This window comes from Streptomyces sp. NPDC086147, assembly GCF_040702165.1.
Taxonomy (GTDB): Bacteria; Actinomycetota; Actinomycetes; order Streptomycetales; family Streptomycetaceae; genus Streptomyces.
In genome coordinates this window covers 37,869-56,427 of record NZ_JBFBJO010000016.1, presented here as the reverse complement: position 1 = coordinate 56,427, position 18,559 = coordinate 37,869, and the positions used below count along the sequence as shown (strand labels likewise).

Below are 18,559 nucleotides of genomic sequence, written 5' to 3'. Positions count from 1 at the left end.
GCACATGGCATGGCGGGACAGACTGCGCCGCCGCGCCGGGGCGTCCGGTCGGACGGGCGCGGGCGCGAACGCGGCCGGCAGCTCCGCGAGGCCGGACGCGTCCGACGGCTCCGCCGGGCCGGGCCCGTCCGGTGGTTCCGCCGTGCCCGGTGACTGGGACGGCGGCTGGCGCCGCGCCGCACCGCAGCCCCTCACCCTCTCCCGCGCGCCCCTGGGCGTGAGCGACGGCCTCGCCTTCCGCGCGGGCCTCGCCGCCTGGCAGAACCCGTCCTTCGACGGCGGCATGGGCCACGCCCTGCTGCCCACGGCACCCACCGGCCTGGTCCACGGGATGGCCCGCCCGGCCGCGCCCCACGCCACCGGCTCCGGCGGGGGGCCGCTGCTGCTGCGGGCGGTGCGCGCGGAGGGATCCGGGGCGGAGGTGGACGCCCCGGGCCCCGAGACGCGGCTTCCGTCGGCTCCCAGGGGGCCGGAGACTTCCAGGGCTCCGAAGACACCGAAGACCCCGAAGGTCTCCAAGGCGGCTTCGAAGGCTCCGAACGCCCTGAAAGAACCGAAGGCTCAGGAGGCGCCGAAGACTTCGGAGAGCCCGAAGAGCCCGAAGGGCCCGGGGACCCCGGAGAGTTCGGAGAAGCCGGGGCCCCCGAAGGCCCCGGCCGTCCAGCCGTCCGCCTCGGTGGTCCGTCCGTCGCCCGGTGGCGCGAGCGGCACCGCCGGCTCCTCGGAGCGTCGGAGCCCGGACGGCCGCCCGCCGAGCCGTGACCTCTCCACCGCGACGTCCCCGGCGGTCCTCTCCACGCCGACGCCCGCCGTCCAACGGGCCGTCGCCCCCTCCGACGCCGCCCGGCCGCCGGCCGCGGCGCCGATCCCGCTCGTCCGGCGGGTCGCGGTGGTCCCCGTGACCCCGGGCGCGCGGGACACGTCCGTGCGCGGATCCGCGACGGGTGCGGCGGGAAGGGCCGTGACGGAGAAGGGCGCGCCCCGGGAGGACGGGGCCGAGAAGGGTGCCGTGGCGAGCGGGGCACGGGTCGTACCGGGCGGTGGCCGCCCGGAGCCTTCCCCCCGTCCCGTCGTCCGGCCCCGTCCGGTCGGGCCCCGTCTGACGGTCGCCCGCCGCGTGCCGGGGGACGCCCGCCGGGTGCCCGCGCTCCGACCCGCCGCGCCGGTGGCCCCCCGCCGGGACGGTGCGGCGGCGGTTACCGACGGCCCCGAGGCCGCGGGGCCGCTCCGTGCCTCCACCACCGGGGCCGAGAGCCCCGACCGGTCCGCTCCCGTCCCCGCCGTCCAGCGCGCCGCCACCCGGACGGTCCTGGGCCCTCCGCCGGCCGAACTTCCTTCGTCGGCGGTCCCGTCGGCCGGGAACGCTCCCGCCGGCCCGGGGCTCCCCTTCGTCCAGCGGCAGGCCGAGGACACTCCCCGGGGCGCGGCCGGCGTTCCCGCTCCGAGCCCGGACCCGGTGTCCCCCCGCCGTTCCGGAGCGCGGGCGCGTGGCGGCCTGGGCGCACCCCTGTCCGCGATGCCGCCCAGCGCGGGACCGCCCGCCGGTTCCCCGGTGCCCGGCGCCCGGCCCGGCCGTCCGGCGCCCGGTCCCGCCGTCCAGCGCGCTCCGGTTCCGCCCCCGCTCACCGGGGGACGGCCCGCACCCTCCGCCCCCGGTCCGGGGGCCGCCGAGCCCCACGCTCCCCTCCTGGGGACCACCGACGTCCAGCGCCGGATCACGGATCCCCCGGTGTCCCGGGGCGACGGCTCCACGGACCGCTCCTCGGGCGGGGCCCCCGCCGTGCGCACTCCGGGTCCCGCCGTGCCGTCGGTGACACCGTCCCCGTCCGCGCCCCCCGCGTCACGGGCCCCCGCCGGTCGTGACGCCGTACGGCCCGACAGGGCTCCCGCCGGTCCCGTCCCGGTCGTCGTGGCCCGCGCGGTGCCCGGGCCGGGTGCGGGCGCCCCGGGCGCGACCTCCGTCGGCGACCGGCGGGGAACGCCCGGACCGGCCGGAACCACCGCACCGAAGGCGACCACCGCACCGCCGGGAACCGTCCGGGACTCCGTCGCGCCCGGGTCCGGCCCGCGCCCCGCCGCCCCCGCGTCCGGGGCGTCCTCCGCCACCCGCCCCGCGACGGCCGCGTCCGGCGAGGCCTCCCGCGCCTCCACCGCGCGTGCCCGGCGCCCCGGGGCCGCGTCCGTGCCGGTGGCCCGCCGTACCCTCGCCCTGCTCCCCGCCCGCCCCCTCACCCTCAGCACCCGGGCCCCGGAGGGCCAGGCGTCGTCCGCCGTGCCCCGCCCCGCGAGCGGCCCTCCCGTGGTGGCGGCGCGCTGGAGCACGGCGCAGGACGTTCCGGGCGGCGCCTCCGACCGGCCCGCCCGCATGTCGCCCCCGGGCGGCGGAGGCGCGCAGGCACCCGTGCGACGAGCCGCGTCACACCCCGTACAGCCGACCGCGTCGTCGTCCGCCGCACCGCCCCGGGGCACACCGGCACCCGGCGCGTCCGGATCCGCCGTACCCTCACCGTCCGCACCGCGGTACACGGCCGCGCCCGTCCGGCGGGACGCGCCGGAGGCCGTCGCGGCGCCGTCCGTCCAGCGGGCCGCCACGGCGTACGGGGCGCCGCACGGCGACGGGGGAGCGGGGACCGGCGCCCCGACCGCCGTACGGCGGGTCCCGGTCGTCAAGCCCGTACCGCCGGGCGGCGGTACGTCCGCCACGGCGACGGGTTCACCGGCCCGGCCCCTTCCGGTCGCGCCCCCGCAGGCGCCCCCCGTGGCGGGCGGCCCGCCGGCGCCGGCGTCGCCCGCGCACGGCGCGGCCGTTCCCGTGGTGCGGCCCCGGGCCGCGGCACCGGGCGTCCGGCCGGAACCCGGCGCGGCGCCCCGGATCCAGCGCGCCGTACCGGACACGGGCAAAGGCCCGTCCGGCACACCGGCCGTACCGGTCAAAGAGGTCCCCGCGCGCGGCAAGCAGGCGTCGGCCGGCACGGGAGGGAGCACCGGGCGCGGCACCGGCCGGAGCGCCGACCCGGCGCAGGACTCCGGCCTCGACCTGGACGACCTCGCGCGGCGGCTGCTCGACCCGATGGCCCGCCTGCTCCGCACCGAGCTGCGGCGCGGCCGGGAGCGCACGGGTCGCCCCTACGACGGACGCCGCTGAACGCACGGCGCGGAACGGATGACGGACCGATGACGGACAACATCTTCGCGAGCAGCGTGTTCTTCCGGCTCGCGATCGGCGGCAACGACCTGGGCGCCTTCAACACCTGCTCCGGCATGGGCGCCGAAGTCGAGATGGAGAGCTACGCGGAGGGCGGCAACAACGGCTTCACCTGGCAGCTTCCCGGCCGGGTGACCTGGTCGAACATCACGCTGACCCGGCCGGTCACCGCCGACACGGCGAAGATCGCCCGCTGGCTCGACGAGACGCTCAAGCGCGTGGAGCCCAAGGACGGCGAGATCGTGGCCCTCAGACCGGATCTGAGCCGGATCATCAGCTGGCAGGTGTTCGGGATCGTCCCGGTGCGCTGGCAGGGCCCGTCCTTCGACCCCAGCAGCTCGCAGGCGGCGGTGGAGACCCTGGAGATCGCCCACGAGGGACTCCGGCCCTCCTGACGCGTCCCGCCCCCGCCCCCGCTCCCCCCGTCACCCGTCAGTTCCCCGGAAAGGAACCCCCGTCATGTCCCCAGCGTCCCGAGCCGGCCGGGCCAGGGCCCAGCTCACGCTGAAGGAGCCCCCGGCCTCCGTCGGCGCCAAGCCCGGCGGGACGCTGGCACGGCTCGACCTCCAGTTCAACCCCTCCACCCTCGAACTGCGCAAGACCACCGAGTGGCGGCGCTCTCCGTCCCGGATGGCGGAGGAGTCCTCCCTGCCCGAGTTCGTCGGCAGCGGCCCGCGCGAGCTGAGCCTCGAAGTGTTCCTGGACGCCACCGCCACCCACGACAACTCCGTGGAGCAGGCGGTGGAGAAACTGATGAAGGCGTGCGTGCCGACCAAGGCCAGCCTGGGCCGCAAGAAGCCCGCCAGCCCCTGGGTGCGGTTCGAGTGGGGCAGCGCGCGGACCACGTCGTTCGACGGCGTGCTCTCCAACCTGTCCGTGTCGTACACGCTGTTCGACGTGGACGGCAAGCCGCTGCGGGCCACCTGCCGGCTCTCCATCGAGGAGGCGAGCGTCGGCCCCGCCGGACAGAACCCCACGTCCGGCGCGCGCACCGGCCGCAGCACGCACGTCGTGGTGGCCGGCGACAGCCTGGCCCTGCTGGCCTGGCGGGAGTACGGCGACGCGACGGCCTGGCGGGTCATCGCGGAGGCCAACGGCATCGACGACCCGATGGCACTCGTGCCCGGCACCGAACTGGTCGTGCCGGCGCTGAGCGACGCGGGCGCCGGGGAGGAGCGGTGACGGGCGGGGCGCGGGACGGCCGGTCGTTCGCGGCGGACCCGATCGTGGAGACGCCCGGCGAACTGCCCCCGGTCTGGGCCGCCCAGCTGGTGAGTTGCGTGATCGACGAGAACGTGGGGCTGCCGGACGCGGCCGTGCTCACCTTCCGCGACCCCGACCACGAGTTCCTGCGCAAGACCGGCATCACCATCGGCACCCCGCTCCGGGTCTCCGTGGTCACCGTGACCGGGCAGGCCCGCGAGCGGCTCTTCGACGGCGAGGTCACGGCCCTGGAGGCGGACCGGGACCGCACCGGTTCGTTCACCGTGGTGCGCGCCTACTCCAAGGCGCACCGGCTCCAGCGCGGCCGGAAGGTGGTGGCCTACCGGAACATGACGGCGGCGGCGATCGTTCGCAAGGTGGCCGCCGGAGCCGGTCTGGCCTGCGGCACCGTGGAGGCCGCGCCGGTCACCTACAAGCAGTTGTCCCAGGCGAACGTCTCCGACTGGGACTTCCTCCAGTTCCTGGCCGCCGAGAGCGGCGCGCAGGTGCGCGTCGACGACAAGGGACTCCTCCAGTTCACCAAGCCGAAGAAGGCGTCCGGGGCGCCCTCGCCGTCCACCTCGGCCGCCCGCGACCCGCTGGTCCTGGAGTACGGGCGCAACCTGCTGGCACTGCGGGCCTCCCTGTCGGCGGCGGACGGGGCGCAGCAGGTGGAGGTGCGCGGCTGGGACGTCACCACCAAGCGGCCCCTGGTGGCCCGCAAGCCCTCGGTCGACAGCGACACCGTCGTGCCGGGGCTGAGCCCGGCGTTCGCCGCCCGGTTCGGCACGTCGAAGCTCACCGTCACCGACACCCCGTACCGCACCCAGGCCGAGACCAAGGCGGTGGCGGACGCGGTCGCCGGACAGGTCAGCGCCGGGTTCGGCGAGCTGGAGGCGCTGGTCGAGGGCAATCCGATGCTGCGCGCGGGCAAGCCCGTGGCGCTCGGCAACGTCGGCGGGGCGTTCTCCGGCAAGTACACGGCGACGGCCGTGCAGCACGTCCTCGAACCGCATGGCGGCTACCGCACGACGGTGTGGGTGAGCGCCAGCCCCGACCGTTCCCTGACCGGCCTGGTCACCGGCGCCAACGCGCCGTCCCGCGGACCGCGCATGCCGGGCCTCGCGATCGGCGTGGTGACGGACGTGCGCGAGACGGGCGGCGCCGAGAGCGGCTCGGTGCGGCTGAGGTTCCCCTGGCTGGACGACACCTACGTCACCGACTGGGTGCGCACGGTCCAGTGGGGCGGCAAGGGGGGCGGCGGCGTGGTGAGCCCCGAGGTCAACGACGAGGTCCTCGTCGGCTTCGAACAGGGCCTCCTCGACAGCCCGTACGTCATCGGCGGGCTGTACAACGGCGTGGACAAGCCCTCGCCGCACGACGTGCCCCTGATCGACAAGACCACCGGCAGGGTCAACCGCCGCTCCCTCGTGTCCCGTTCGGGCCACCGGGTGGAGCTGCTCGACGCGCGGGCGCCGGGCCGCTCCGGTGTGCGGCTGATGTCCGCCGACGAGCGCCTCGAAGTCTTCCTCGACGACCGGCGGGACCGGATCGAGATGACGGTGTACGCGGGGAGGAGTCGGCAGGTGCTCAGCTCCTTCGTCATGGACAAGCGGGGCATCACCGTGGACGCGGGACGCGGGAACGTGAGCGTGTCGGGCCGCAACGTCGACATCAACGGCCGGGTCGGGGTGAAGATCGGCGGTCGCACGGTGGACGTCACCGGCGCCTCGGGCGTGACCGTCGACGGCGGCCTGCTCGCCACCCTCAAGGCCAAGCTCGTCCGGATCAACTGACCCACCCCCCAACGGAAAGCTCGTGAAAGGAGCTCCGCATGCCCGCCGCGGCCCGTACCGGCGACCCCACCGACCACGGAGGGGTCGTCGCCACCCCGCCGCCCGCCGCCGCGAGGACGGTGGCGACCGTGCTGATCGGCGGCCGTCCCGCCGCTGTCGTCGGCAGCCTGCACACGTGCGTGGTGCCACCGCACGCCGCCCTCGGACCCGCCAACGTGATCCTGCCCAACCCGGCCGGGCTCGTCGCCGGGCAGGTCCTCATCGGCGGACTCCCGGCCGCGCGCGCCCGCGACAGGACGGCGTGCGGCGCGACGATCCTCACCGGGGCGCTCAACGTGCTGATCGGGGGCGTGTGATGAACACCTCGACGGGAGGCGGGCGATGAGCGAGCGGTTCATCGGCCGGGGCTGGGGATTCCCCCTGCGCGTCGGACCGACCGGGGGGATCGCCCTCGTCGAACGGGAACGGGAGATCGAGGAGGCGATCCGCCTGGTGCTCGGCACCGCGCCCGGCGAGCGCCCCATGCGCCCCGAGTTCGGCTGCGGCATCCACGACTACGTCTTCGCCCCCGGCGACGGCGCCACCGCCGGCCGCGTCGCGCAGCAGGTGCGGGAGGCGCTGGAGCGGTGGGAGCCGCGGATCACCGTGGACGACGTGGTCGTGGCCTTCGACGCGGTCGAGGACGGCACCCTCTACATCGACGTGCACTACACCCTGCGTTCCACCAACGACCGGCGCAACCTGGTCTTCCCCTTCTACACGATCCCCTCCGAGGAGGGGACCGAGGAAACGGTCGCCGACTGATGGCCCTGCCCTCCCCGAACCTGGACGACCGCCGGTTCCAGCAACTCGTCGACGAGGCGAAGCGGTACGTGCAGCAGCGCGCCCCGGAGTGGACCGACCACAACGTCTCCGACCCGGGCGTCACCCTGATCGAGACGTTCGCCTACCTGGTCGACCAGTTGCTGTACCGGCTCAACCGGGTCCCGGACAAGAACTACCACGCCTTCCTCGACCTGCTCGGCATCCGGCTGTTCCCGCCGACCGCGGCCGCCGCCGACGTCGACTTCTGGCTGTCCGCCCCGCAGGCCGACACCGTCACGCTGCCGCCCGGCACCGAGGTGACCACCGCGGGCGGCGAGACCGACGACCCCGTGGTGTTCGCCACCACCGGCGAACTGCGCGTCCTGCCGAGCGAGCTGACGCGCCTGGTGACCGCGTCCCGGACCGGCGAGCAGCACGACAGGACCGGCATGCTCGCCGAGGGACTCGACGTCCCCTGCTTCCAGGCCACGCCGGAGCCCGGCGACGCGCTGCTGTTCGGGCTGCCCACGGCGGTGCCGCGCTGCATCGTCGCGGTACGCCTCGACAGCCGCGTCGAGGGCGTCGGCGTCGACCCGCGCCAGCCCCCGCTCGTGTGGGAGGCGTGGAACGGCGGCGGCTGGCAGGTCTGCGAGACCGGGGACGACACCACCGGCGGCCTCAACCGGCCCGGCGAGGTCGTCGTCCACGTGCCCGCCGGACACATGGCGTCCGTGATCGGCGGAACCAGGGCCGGATGGCTGCGCTGCCGGGTCACCGAGGCGGAACCGGGCCAGCCGTTCTACTCGGAGTCCCCGACGGTCCGCGAGGCGGAGGTCTTCACCGTCGGCGGCACCATGTCCGCCGAGCACGCCGAGACGGTCACCGACGTACCGCTCGGCGTCTCGGAGGGCATCGCGGGACAGACTTTCCGCCTCGACCGGCCGCCGGTCCTGCTCGACGCCGGGCCGCCCGTGGTGGAGGTGTCCTCCGAGGAGGGCTGGCAGCGCTGGGAGGTGGTCGAGCACTTCGGCCGCTCCCTCCCCGCCGACCGGCACGTCCGGGTGGATGCCACCACCGGCGAGTTCGCCTTCCCCCCGGCGCTGCGCGAACCGGACGGCACCCTGCGGCAGTGCGGCGCCGTACCGCCCAAGGGCGCGCGGATCCGGGTCGCCCGCCACCGCACCGGCGGCGGCCCCGCGGGCAACGTCGCCCGCGGCGCGATCTCCGTGCTGCTCAGCTCCGTTCCGTACGTCGCCCGGGTCACCAACCGGGAGGCGGCGCGCGGCGGCGTCGCGGGGGAGAGCGTGCACAACGCCCGGCTGCGCGCACCGGAGGCGCTGCGCATGCAGGACCGCGCGGTGACCGCCGAGGACTACGAGGTCATCAGCCGTCAGGCCGCGCCCTCGGTGCGCCGGGTGCGCTGCCTGCCGGCCGCGGACGCGCCGGGCGCGGTACGGGTCCTGGTGGTGCCGGACGCCGTCGCCGACGAGGGCGACGACCGGCTCCGCTTCGAGCAGCTGATCCCCGGCGAGCAGATGCTCTCGGCGATCACCGCGAGCCTCGACGAACGGCGCCTGATCGGCACCCGCCTCGTGGTGGAGCCGCCGGTCTACCAGGGCGTCACCGTGGTCGCCCGCCTCGCCGCCGCCCCCGGCGACGCCGACGCGGTCCGCAAGGCGGCCCTGCACGCACTGTTCCGCCATTTCAACCCGCTGACCGGTGGTCCGGACGGCACCGGGTGGCCGTTCGGACGGCCCGTCCAGTACGGCGAGGTCTTCGGCGTCCTGCAACGCGCGACGGGCGACGCGCTGGTCGAGGAGATCCGCCTCTTCCCGGCCGACCCGGTCACCGGCCGGCGCGGCGCCCCGACGGACCGCATCGACGTCGGCCCCGGCGCCCTGGTCTTCTCCTACCAGCACCAGGTGGTCGTGTCCGCCACCGGACCGGAGGGACGATGAGCCGCGCCGCGATACCCGGGCTGCCCAGCAGGCACCCCATCGGGGAGCGACTGCCCGCGCTCTACGCCGACGACAGCCTCGCGCAGCGCCTCACCGCCGGCCTCGACACGGTCCTCGCCCCGGTCTTCTCCACCCTCGACAACCTGCCCGCCTACCTCGACCCCCGCCTCGCGCCGTCGGACTTCCTGGTGTGGCTGGCGTCCTGGGTGGGCGCGGCGGACGATCCGCGCCGCCCCCTGGAGCTGCGCCGGGAGACGGTCGCGCGCGCGGTGGAACTGCACCGGTGGCGCGGCACGAGACGGGGGCTTACCGAGGCCCTGCGCCTCGCCCTGGACGTGCGTGCCGAGATCGTCGGCGACGGCGGAGCGGTCTGGTCGGACACCGCCGGCTCCGACCTCCCGCCGGAGCCCGACGGCGAGCTGCTCGTCCGGGTCGTCCCCGAAGGCGCGCGGGCCGGGCGGGTGGACGCGGACCGGGTCCACGAGATCGTCCGGGCGATGTGCCCGGTGCACGTCGCGTTCCGGGTGGAGGTCGTCACCGGCCCGCCCGTCGAGGAAGGGAGCTGACGCATGCGCGCGTGTCCCTCGTGCGGGGCGGCCAACGACCGCGCCGACGACTTCTGCGGCAACTGCGGCGCCTATCTGGGCTGGTCGGACGAGCCCGCCGGACCCGGGACGGCGAGCGGTACGCCGTCGTCCGGGGGAACTCCGGAGAGCACGGCCGCGCCGGCGGACGACACGGGCGGACAGGCCCGTACCCGTGGGCGGGGGAGCGGGGGCGGGGAGGCGGGCGCGACCGGCCCCGACGACACCCCGGCCCCGGACGCCCCGGAGGCCGACACCCCTGCCCCGGACGCCCCGGCCTCCGGCACCTCGACGCCTGACAGCCCGGTCCCCGGCACCCCGGTCCCCGGCACCTCGGCCTCCGGTACCCCGGCCTCCGGCACCTCGACGCCTGACAGCCGGGCCCCCGGCACCCCGGCCTCCGGCCCCCCGACGCCTGACACCCCGGCCCCGGACACGACGACGGGCCGGGCCCGGTTCACCCGGATCCGGGCCGCCCGGACCTCGAACGTCCCGCCGACCGGCACCGAGGACCCCGTACGTCCCGCCGACCCGGCGCCCGCGCCCGCGTCCGCGTCCACGCCCACGTCCGCCCCGGACCCGGTGCCCGGTCCGGGAACGGCCGCCCGTCCGCCGAGCGCCCCCACCGCCCCGCGCACTCCCGCCCCGCGCACCCCCGCCGCACCCGCGCCCGTCCGCGACCCGATCCTGCCGGTGCTCCCGGCGAAGGCCGTCGCGCCCCGTCCGGTCGTACGGCCCGCCGCGGTGGACGACGAGGGGAGCGGGCTGCCCTGTCCGGTGTGCGGGACGCCCAACCGGCCGGAGCGGAAGTTCTGCCGTCGCTGCGCCGCTGAGCTGCGGCCGACGCCGAAGGCCGCGCCGCTGCCGTGGTGGCGGACGGTGTTGCCATTCCGGCGCCGGGCGCGGGCGGGTTCGGGGCGGGGGGTGCGCTTCGCCGTGGTCCTCGCGGTCGTGCTCGCGCTGTGCGCCGCCGGGTTCCTCCTGCTGCCCGCGGGACGCGCCCTGGTGGAGGACGTCCGGGACAAACTGGGCAAGGCCGCGCCCGTCACCCCCGTACGGGTCGAGGCGAGCGGCGCGCTTCCCGGGCACCCCGCGACGAACACCACGGACGGTTTGAACAACAAGTACTGGGCGGCCCCCGGGGCGGGCGCCTCGGTGACGTACACCTTCCGCAAGCCGTTCCGGCTGGTCGCCCTGATCATCACCAACGGCGCGTCCACGTCCCCGGAGGCGTACGCCCGCCAGGCGCGCGCGCTCCAGGTGGACCTGGAGGTGACGACGGCGGACGGCACCCGCCACGTCAAGGAACTCCTCCTCAGCGACAAGCCGGTCCCGCACACGATCCAGACCGGGATCAGCGACGTCAGGACGGTCCGTCTGACGCTGCGTTCGCCCGTGGACCTGTCCGGGAAACGCCATCTGGCCCTGGCGGAGGTGGAGTTCTTCCAGAGGAGCCGAAGCGGATCCCCCGCCCCTGGATGACCGCCGGGAGTACGGGAGCTGAAGGGGTCGCGGAGCGGAGAAGGCGAATCGGCCGGGAAGCGCGGGACCGGCCGTTCCCCGCCCCGCCGGTGGCTACGTTGACCCCGTGCGGACACAGCGGCAGTCAGAGGACGGCAGGACCGGCACGCCCGAGCGGGCGGACCGGGAGCCCCGCACCGCGCCGCCGGACGCGCTCGCCGCCGGGACCGCGCACCCGCTGCTCTCCCTCCAGCGCACCGCGGGCAACGCGGTCGCCTCGCGCGCCGTGGGCAGGAACCGGAACCGGAGCGCCCGACCGTCGCTGCCGGACGTCGAGGAGCGCACCGAGACGGGTTTCGTCCTGCCGCCGTACCTGCTGCGGCTCCAGGCGGGCGGCCTGTCCTCGACGTACGACCCGACCGGCCACGAGTTCGTCCGGCACGCGGTGTCCGCGGCGGTCGGGCACGCCGACGGCACGGTCGCGGAGATCGCGGAGGAGCTGGCCGGGCGCCCGGAGAGCTTCTTCGGACAGGGACGGGCCTTCGCCGTGGAGGGCCGGACGGGCGCGGAGTCGTACGACGTCACCGTCCGGATCTCCCGGGCCCCCGCCGACCGGCCTCCCGTCTTCCAGCCGGAGGACCTGCTGTCCACCGCCTCGGCGGGGACCGACGACGCGCCGCAGGCCGCCCTCGACGACCCCGTGGGCAAGGACACCAAGCTCGACGTCCACCGCAACTCGGCCGCCACCGTAGGAAGTTCGAGCGGCGGCTCGTCGAGCAAGGGCGCCGGGGGCCTCGCCTTCGGACTCGCGCCCGTCGCGCCCGGACTGTGGCTCGGCGGCGCCGCCACCCTCAACGCCCAGCCCTGGCAGTCCTCCCGCGAGTCCCGGCGGCAGACGGCCGTGGCCGAACCGCGCGTGCTGCGCAGCGACAAGGGCACGGTCGAAGTGCGCCGCCAGGTCCGCTACGAGGTCCGCGTCCGGCGCCACGGCGACGACGACGCGCAGACCTTCCGGGACTCCGGAACGCTCATGCAGCGCGTGCCGACCGAACACCTGGTCCCGGTGGGCACCGAGGACCCCGCCCCGCCGGTGCCGGTGTCCGCGGACACCGCCCGGAGCGTCTCCCTGGCCGACTCGTTGGCACCGGTCGCGGTCGTCGACGGGGCGGCCCCCCACGACGCGGGACGCGGCCTGTTCGACGCCGTCGCCTCCGTGCTGCACCCCTCGCTCACCGAGCCCGGAGCGCCGGGCCGGGGCAGGCTGTACGAGGCGACCTCCACGACGGGCGTCCTGGAGGACCTGCCCCGGCTGCTGCGCGACGGCGTGACCGGCGAGGACCTGTACTCCAAGGACGGCAGGACGGCCGGCGGCTACCGGCTGCGCGCCGCGGTCACCGGCCTCTCCCCGGCCTGGGGCACCGGCAGGACCCAGCTGCGCACCCACCAGCACGGCCAGACCGCGGTGACCGACGCCGCGGGCAAGGGCCGGTCCGTGCAGGCGGGCCTGGGACCGGCGGTCGGCGTCGGCGCGGCGGCGAACGCGGCCGTCGTCCGGGCCACCGCCATGCCGGTCGCGGCGGCCCGCAAGGCACGCTTCACGGTGGCCGAGCAGAGCGTCGCGAGCCGTCAGGGCGCGGAGATCAGAGGGGAGAAGGTGCTCTACTCCGGGACCGTGACGTTCACCGCCGAGGGCACGGGACCCCGCTCGGTCCGGGCGATCCTGCACCCCGAGACCCGGGTCGCCGTCCACACCATGAACGTGTGGATCAGCCTCCGGGCCGACGAGGCCCGCTCGTTCGGGCTGCCGCTGCCGGCCGGCGTGACCGCCGAGGACTTCGCGAGCAAGCCGAAGCGCGTCGACGGGAACGGCGGGGAAGAGGAGCTGGAACGCCACCTCCCGTACGACGGGAAGGGGTCGAGCGTCGCCCTGAGCCGGGTCGACACCGGGCCGATGGTGCGCGCCGTGCTGCGGATGTTCGCCACCGACCCCCGTCTCGCGGGCTACCTGCCCGCCTTCGGCGCCACCGCGCCCGCCCTCGACACCAGCGACGAGGAGGCCGAGGCCCAGCGGCGCAACCACCGCGAGCTGACGGCCGCCCTCTCGGAGACCAACCTCCGGGTCAACAAGGACCAGCTGCTGTCCACCGGCATCCGGGTGCGGCTGCGCCGCAAGACCACGCTGCACTCCCACGACGTGCAGCTCCTCGTCCGGGGCAGTCTGAGCGACACCGCCTACGAGGGCGACGTCAAGGACTGGTCGGTCCGCGGCCACGCCACCATGGGCGCCGGCGCGCAGAGCGGACGCAGCAGCTCGCGCTCGATCGGCGGCCTGGTGCTCGGGCAGGCCCGGCTGATCCCCGGCATCCTGACCGCCGGAGCCCGCTACGAGCGGCACAGCTCCGGGTCCCACCGCAACCAGGCGGGCACCACCGGCCGCACGGACGTCGTGGTCAACGGGTCCGACACCGCCGCCGCCTTCCGCGCCGCCCTGCACCTCGACGTGGAGACCACCATGACCTCCCGGCCCCGCAAGCTCGCCCGCGGCCTCACGGTCGGCGCCCCGGGCCGGGACGTGCCGGAGGCCGAGACGCTGACGTACATGAACCTGGGGAGCCAGGACGTACGGCTCCTCACACCGGCCGAGTTCACCCTGGACCGGGAGGGCAAGGACCGGGCCGACGCGGCGCTCGCGGCCGGCACGGCACCGGCACCCGCCGCCGCCACCGTCGCCGCCGAGGGCATCGGCGACCTGGCCGGCCTCGACCCGGCCGCCGGAGCGGGACCGGTCCTGCGCGACTGGCAGCTGGTGGAGACCGTCGACGCACAGCCCGTACGGGAGCTGGCCTTCGCGCTGCTGTCCCGGGCCGCCGCCCGGAACCGGGGGCTGCGCGAGGACCCGGCCCTCGCCACCGAGGGACTCGCGCCGCGCCTCGCGATCGAGGAGAGGTTCGGCGAACGGGCCGTCCAGGCGTCCCTGCGGCAGGCCGCGTCCTCCGGCTGGGTCGTGAAGAACCTCCGATATCCGCGCCGCCTGGCCGCCCTCGACGGCGCGGTCGGCACCCGCCTCGCGCTCGCCAACCCGCGGTTCGTGCACACCGCCGAAGGCCCGGGCACCGAGACCTTCGTGCTCGGCGGCCACCAGTCGGCGGGACAGACCGGACAGGGCACCGGCAGCACCGTGCAGGTGGGCGCGACCGGATCGGAGACCGGTGCCGCGTGGCGGGCCGGGCAGGGCCTGTCGGCATTCCGCACGACGAGCCAGGGCGACACGGAGGCGTACGCCCTGTCCGGCACGGTCGAGCGCAACGCCCACACCCCGAAGAAGGGCCCGCTGCACCTGGTCCAGTGCGACCTGCTGGTCACCATGGTGGCCGAGGTCGAGGTGACCGGCGGCGGCCCCTACGTGGCCAAGGGCGCCCGGACGCTTCCCGCGGCGGCCGGGGTGTGGCTGACGGAGGAGCAGCTGCCCGAGGCGCTGCGACGCGCCCTGCGGCCCGGCGCACAGCCCTCCGCGGCGTCGTCCGCGCCGCAGGGGGAGGGCCCGGCGGAGAGCTCGCGGACCGCCGCCGAACGGACCGCCGGACCCGAAGGCTCCTCCCCGCCCGCCACCGGCCCCGGACTCCGCCGCGAACTCCCGCTCGGCTTCGGCACGGTCGAGGACCTCCCCGACTTCGTACCGCTGCTCGCGGGGCTGCGCGAACGGCTCGTCGCCGCCCGGAGCCAGGACCTCGCCGACGCCCTGCTGCCCCGTCGGCAGCTCGACGACCGCAACGACAACGTACGGCGGCTGCTGCGCGTCCTGGACCGGGACGGCTCGGCGGGGCTGCTGTCCGGTGCCATGGACGGCGGGGTCACCGTCGAGCTCCTCGACGGCCGCCGCACCCCGCACTGGGCGGTGTTCAAGGTCGACCGGGTGGGCGACGGCGCGTTCCTCGGGGACGCGGGGGACCGGCGGGACATGGAGTACATCACCTCCGCCGTCTCCCAGCGGGCGACCTCCCACGACGAGGGCACGACCACCGGCGTCGAGGGCGTCCTGGCGGGTTCCGGCAGGCCGGACGGCGGCGCGGGGCAGGTGAAGAGCACCGGCGGAGCGGCCGGCGCCGCCCTCGCGTCCGGCGCGTCACGGCGCCGTGGCGCCGTGAGCCGGGGGCAGCTCGGCATGAAGACGGTCGCGGACGCCGGTTCGGCGGCGGTGGCGAGGGTGCGGGTGCCGGTCCGGGCGAGCCTGGAGCTGTACCGGGGCGGCACCCGGGTGGCGCTCGCCCGGCTGGACGGCCTGACGCTCGTCCACCGCGTCCTGCGCGCCGACCTGGAGGCGCTGTCCCGGGCCGAACTCCCGGCGCGGGACGTGGCGGCGGTCGCCCGTGGCTCGCACGCCCCCGACCCGGGGGCTCCGGCCGACCCGGCCGCCTGGCGCGCGAGCGGCGCGGGTCTGCCGATGGAGGCCCAGGTCAACGGATTCCACGGCGTCACCCAGGTACGGCAGCTCCTGACGTCCGCGATCCGAGGGGCGGGCGGCGGGGCGCGCTTCCGCGACCGGGGTCAGGCCGCCGCGTACGCCCTGAACGAGGCGGTCTCCACGGAGTGGATGATCGCCGCCCTGCCCCTGCTCACCTCGTCCGGCGCCGACCTGCCCCCGGTGCACGCCTCCGGCGCGGAGGGCCAGGACCTGCGGGCGTCCCTGCACGCCCGGCTGCGCGACGGCCGGGTCCTCGGCGTGGGCGACAAGATGGCCTTCGAGACGATCGGCCAGAGCCACCTGGAGGGCATGCGCCCCACCCAGCGGGACGGCCAGAGCGCCGCCGACCACGGCAGGTCGGCCCGCGGCCTGGTGGGCGCCGGGCTCCTCAACGCCGACCAGTTCCGGCTCAACCAGCTCATGGCCAACACGGGCGGCTCGGGAGGCACCACCGACGCCACGGCCAACGCGTCCGGCTCGATGCCGGTCCACAAGCCGAAGAGCAGGTCGGTCCTGGTCCAGTTCACCCTGGACGTCAGGGCGGTCGCCCGGGTCACGGGCAGGATTCGCTCCGGCACCACCGCGACGGCGACCCGCGAGACGACCCTCGCCCGCCCCGTGGTCATCCGCATGCCGGAACACGCCGTCCGCCGGATGCTCACCGCCCGGCCCGCCCGCCTCCACGACCCGGACGGCCACCTGGCCCCGGGCTGACCACCACGGCGGCCCCGGGCGACGACGCCCGGGGCCGCCGTGTGCGGGTCCTGGTCCGGGGCGGGCGTACGGCCCCCTCCCCGGCGGTTCTCAGATGTCCCGGAAGATCTCGATCTGCGCCCCGATCGAGTTCAGCCGCTCCGCCAGGTCCTCGTACCCCCGGTTGATGACGTACACGTTCCGGAGGACCGACGTGCCCTCGGCGGCCATCATCGCGAGGAGGACGACCACGGCCGGGCGGAGGGCCGGCGGGCACATCATCTCGGCGGCGCGCCAGCGGGTCGGGCCCTCGACGAGGACGCGGTGGGGGTCGAGGAGCTGGAGGCGGCCGCCGAGGCGGTTGAGGTCCGTGAGGTAGATGGCCCGGTTGTCGTAGACCCAGTCGTGGATGAGGGTTTTGCCCTGCGCCGTGGCCGCGATGGCCGCGAAGAAGGGGACGTTGTCGATGTTCAGGCCCGGGAACGGCATCGGGTGGATCTTGTCGATCGGCGCCTCCAGCTTGGAGGGGCGGACCGTCAGGTCGACCAGCCGGGTGCGGCCGTTGTCCGCGTTGTACTCGGGCGAGCGGTCGTGGTCGAGGCCCATCTCCTCCAGGACCGCGAGCTCGATCTCCATGAACTCGATCGGCACCCGGCGGATCGTCAGCTCCGACTCGGTGACGACGGCGGCGGCCACCAGGCTCATCGCCTCGACCGGGTCCTCGGAGGGGGAGTAGTCGACGTCCACGTCGATCTGCGGCACGCCGTGCACGGTCAGGGTGGTGGTGCCGATGCCGTCGACCCGGACGCCGAGCGCTTCCAGGAAGAAGCAGAGGTCCTGGACCATGTAGTTGGAGGAGGCGTTGCGGATGACGGTCGTGCCGTCGTGCCGCGCGGCGGCCAGCAGCGCGTTCTCGGTGACCGTGTCGCCGCGCTCGGTCAGGACGATCGGGCGGCCGGGGGAGACCGAGCGCTCGACCTGCGCGTGGTAGATGCCCTCGGTGGCCGTGACCTCCAGGCCGAAGCGCCGCAGGGCGATCATGTGCGGCTCGATCGTGCGCGTGCCGAGGTCGCAGCCGCCGGCGTACGGCAGCCGGAAGCGGTCCATGCGGTGCAGCAGCGGGCCGAGGAACATGATGATCGAACGGGTGCGGATCGCGGCCTCGGAGTCGATGGACTCCATGTCCAGCTCGGCCGGCGGCACGATCTCCAGGTCCACGCCCTCATTGATCCAGCGGGTGCGCACGCCGATGGAGTTGAGGACCTCCAGGAGCCGGAAGACCTCCTCGATGCGGGCGACCCGGCGCAGGACCGTGCGGCCCTTGTTGAGGAGCGAGGCGCAGAGCAGCGCGACACAAGCGTTCTTGCTGGTCTTGACGTCGATGGCGCCGGAGAGCCGGCGGCGGCCGACGACCCGGAGGTGCATGGGGCCCGCGTATCCCAGCGACACGATCTCGCTGTCGAGGGCCTCGCCGATCCGGGCGATCATCTCAAGGCTGATGTTCTGGTTGCCGCGCTCGATCCGGTTGACGGCGCTCTGGCTCGTGGCCAGTGCTTCGGCGAGCTGCGTCTGGGTCCAGCCGCGGTGCTGCCGGGCGTCACGGATGAGCTTGCCGATGCGTACGAGGTAGTCGTCTGCCATGGCGTCACGTTATCTCAGATATGAGATGAAGATCGGACTCGGGGTGGGCCGTCAGGGTGAAAGGCCGTGGGCAGTCGGGTGACGCGGCTCGTACAGGGGGAGTTCGGTGCCGCTCGGCAGCCGGACGGCCGCGAGCAGTCCCCAGCCCCGGTCGCTGATGGCCCGTGAGATCTCCGCGCCCCGGTCCTCCAGGGCCGTCAGGGTGCGGGTGAGGTCGTCGCACATGAGGTACATCTCGTGCCTCGGCCCGTCCTCGGCGGGATGCATCGCGATCTCGGCGGGCGGCAGCTTGAAGACGAGCCAGCCGCCCCCCGCGTCCACGTGCTCGAACCCGAAGACGTCCTGGAGGAAGACGCGGTCCGCCTCGGCGTCCCGGCTGTAGAAGGTCACGTGCACGCCGCTGAACATGCTCCGATCCTCGGCCTCCCGCGCCGGGGCTGCCAGTCGTCCGCGTCCGTACGGGGCACGGCGGGACGGTCGTACGGGGCATGGCAGGACGGCCGGACGGAGCGCGCTCCGCGCCCCCGGCCTCGCCGCCCCCGGCGGTCTCGTACTCCGGCCGTGGCGCCCGTCCCGTCCCGGCGGGCGGGCGGCGGGGCGCCGCATGGGGGCGACATCACGCACCTCGCGGGCGCCCGGGCATGACCGAGCGACCGGGATGCACTAGAGTTATCTCGACATCGAGATAACTGCTTACGGCGCACCGTGGCCGCCCGGCCGGTAAGGGTTACCTAACTTAGCCCTACCTTAAC

The 18,559-nt window shown here is 75.6% G+C and carries 12 protein-coding genes; 10 read left to right on the top strand and 2 right to left on the bottom strand.

What is annotated here, in order from left to right; translation table 11 throughout:
• Window positions 1–4: 4 nt before the first annotated feature.
• The 10 genes from AB0398_RS26850 (at window position 5) to AB0398_RS26805 (ending at window position 16,187) form a co-directional block, all read left to right on the top strand.
• Complete coding sequence (locus AB0398_RS26850) at window positions 5–3,145, top strand: hypothetical protein (protein ID WP_366378191.1); 3,141 nt, start codon at window positions 5–7, stop codon at window positions 3,143–3,145.
• Between the two features lie 29 nt (window positions 3,146–3,174).
• Window positions 3,175–3,600 carry a phage tail protein gene (locus tag AB0398_RS26845; protein WP_053640846.1) on the top strand — a complete coding sequence of 142 codons (426 nt, stop codon included), beginning with the start codon at window positions 3,175–3,177 and terminating at the stop codon, window positions 3,598–3,600.
• A gap of 64 nt (window positions 3,601–3,664) precedes the next feature.
• Complete coding sequence (locus AB0398_RS26840) at window positions 3,665–4,387, top strand: LysM peptidoglycan-binding domain-containing protein (protein WP_366378190.1); 723 nt, start codon at window positions 3,665–3,667, stop codon at window positions 4,385–4,387.
• Window positions 4,384–6,204, top strand: a complete 1,821-nt coding sequence (locus AB0398_RS26835) for a VgrG-related protein (RefSeq protein WP_366378189.1) — start codon at window positions 4,384–4,386, stop codon at window positions 6,202–6,204. The genes AB0398_RS26840 and AB0398_RS26835 overlap by 4 nt, the downstream gene beginning before the upstream one ends.
• Before the next feature lie 38 nt (window positions 6,205–6,242).
• On the top strand, window positions 6,243–6,560 hold the full coding sequence (locus AB0398_RS26830) for a PAAR domain-containing protein (protein ID WP_366378188.1): 318 nt from the start codon (window positions 6,243–6,245) through the stop codon (window positions 6,558–6,560).
• A 25-nt stretch (window positions 6,561–6,585) separates the two neighbouring features.
• Window positions 6,586–7,008 carry a GPW/gp25 family protein gene (locus AB0398_RS26825; protein ID WP_366378187.1) on the top strand — a complete coding sequence of 141 codons (423 nt, stop codon included), beginning with the start codon at window positions 6,586–6,588 and terminating at the stop codon, window positions 7,006–7,008.
• Window positions 7,008–8,966, top strand: a complete 1,959-nt coding sequence (locus tag AB0398_RS26820; RefSeq protein ID WP_366378186.1) for a putative baseplate assembly protein — start codon at window positions 7,008–7,010, stop codon at window positions 8,964–8,966. Before AB0398_RS26825 ends, AB0398_RS26820 begins: the two co-directional genes overlap by 1 nt.
• Window positions 8,963–9,532: a phage tail protein gene (locus AB0398_RS26815; protein ID WP_366378185.1), complete on the top strand. Its 570-nt coding sequence runs from the start codon at window positions 8,963–8,965 to the stop codon at window positions 9,530–9,532. Before AB0398_RS26820 ends, AB0398_RS26815 begins: the two co-directional genes overlap by 4 nt.
• Window positions 9,533–9,535: 3 nt before the next feature.
• Window positions 9,536–11,032 carry a zinc ribbon domain-containing protein gene (locus AB0398_RS26810; protein WP_366378184.1) on the top strand — a complete coding sequence of 499 codons (1,497 nt, stop codon included), beginning with the start codon at window positions 9,536–9,538 and terminating at the stop codon, window positions 11,030–11,032.
• 106 nt (window positions 11,033–11,138) lie between these two features.
• Window positions 11,139–16,187: a hypothetical protein gene (locus tag AB0398_RS26805; protein ID WP_366378183.1), complete on the top strand. Its 5,049-nt coding sequence runs from the start codon at window positions 11,139–11,141 to the stop codon at window positions 16,185–16,187.
• Window positions 16,188–16,277: 90 nt separating this feature from the next.
• Here the strand turns inward: AB0398_RS26805 and AB0398_RS26800 are convergent, their stop codons facing one another.
• Both AB0398_RS26800 and AB0398_RS26795 read right to left on the bottom strand, forming a co-directional pair.
• A complete protein-coding gene (locus AB0398_RS26800) occupies window positions 16,278–17,807 on the bottom strand; it encodes a UDP-N-acetylglucosamine 1-carboxyvinyltransferase (protein WP_353796556.1) in 1,530 nt (509 codons plus the stop codon).
• 51 nt (window positions 17,808–17,858) lie between these two features.
• Complete coding sequence (locus AB0398_RS26795) at window positions 17,859–18,215, bottom strand: VOC family protein (RefSeq protein WP_366378182.1); 357 nt, start codon at window positions 18,213–18,215, stop codon at window positions 17,859–17,861.
• Window positions 18,216–18,559: the final 344 nt, after the last annotated feature.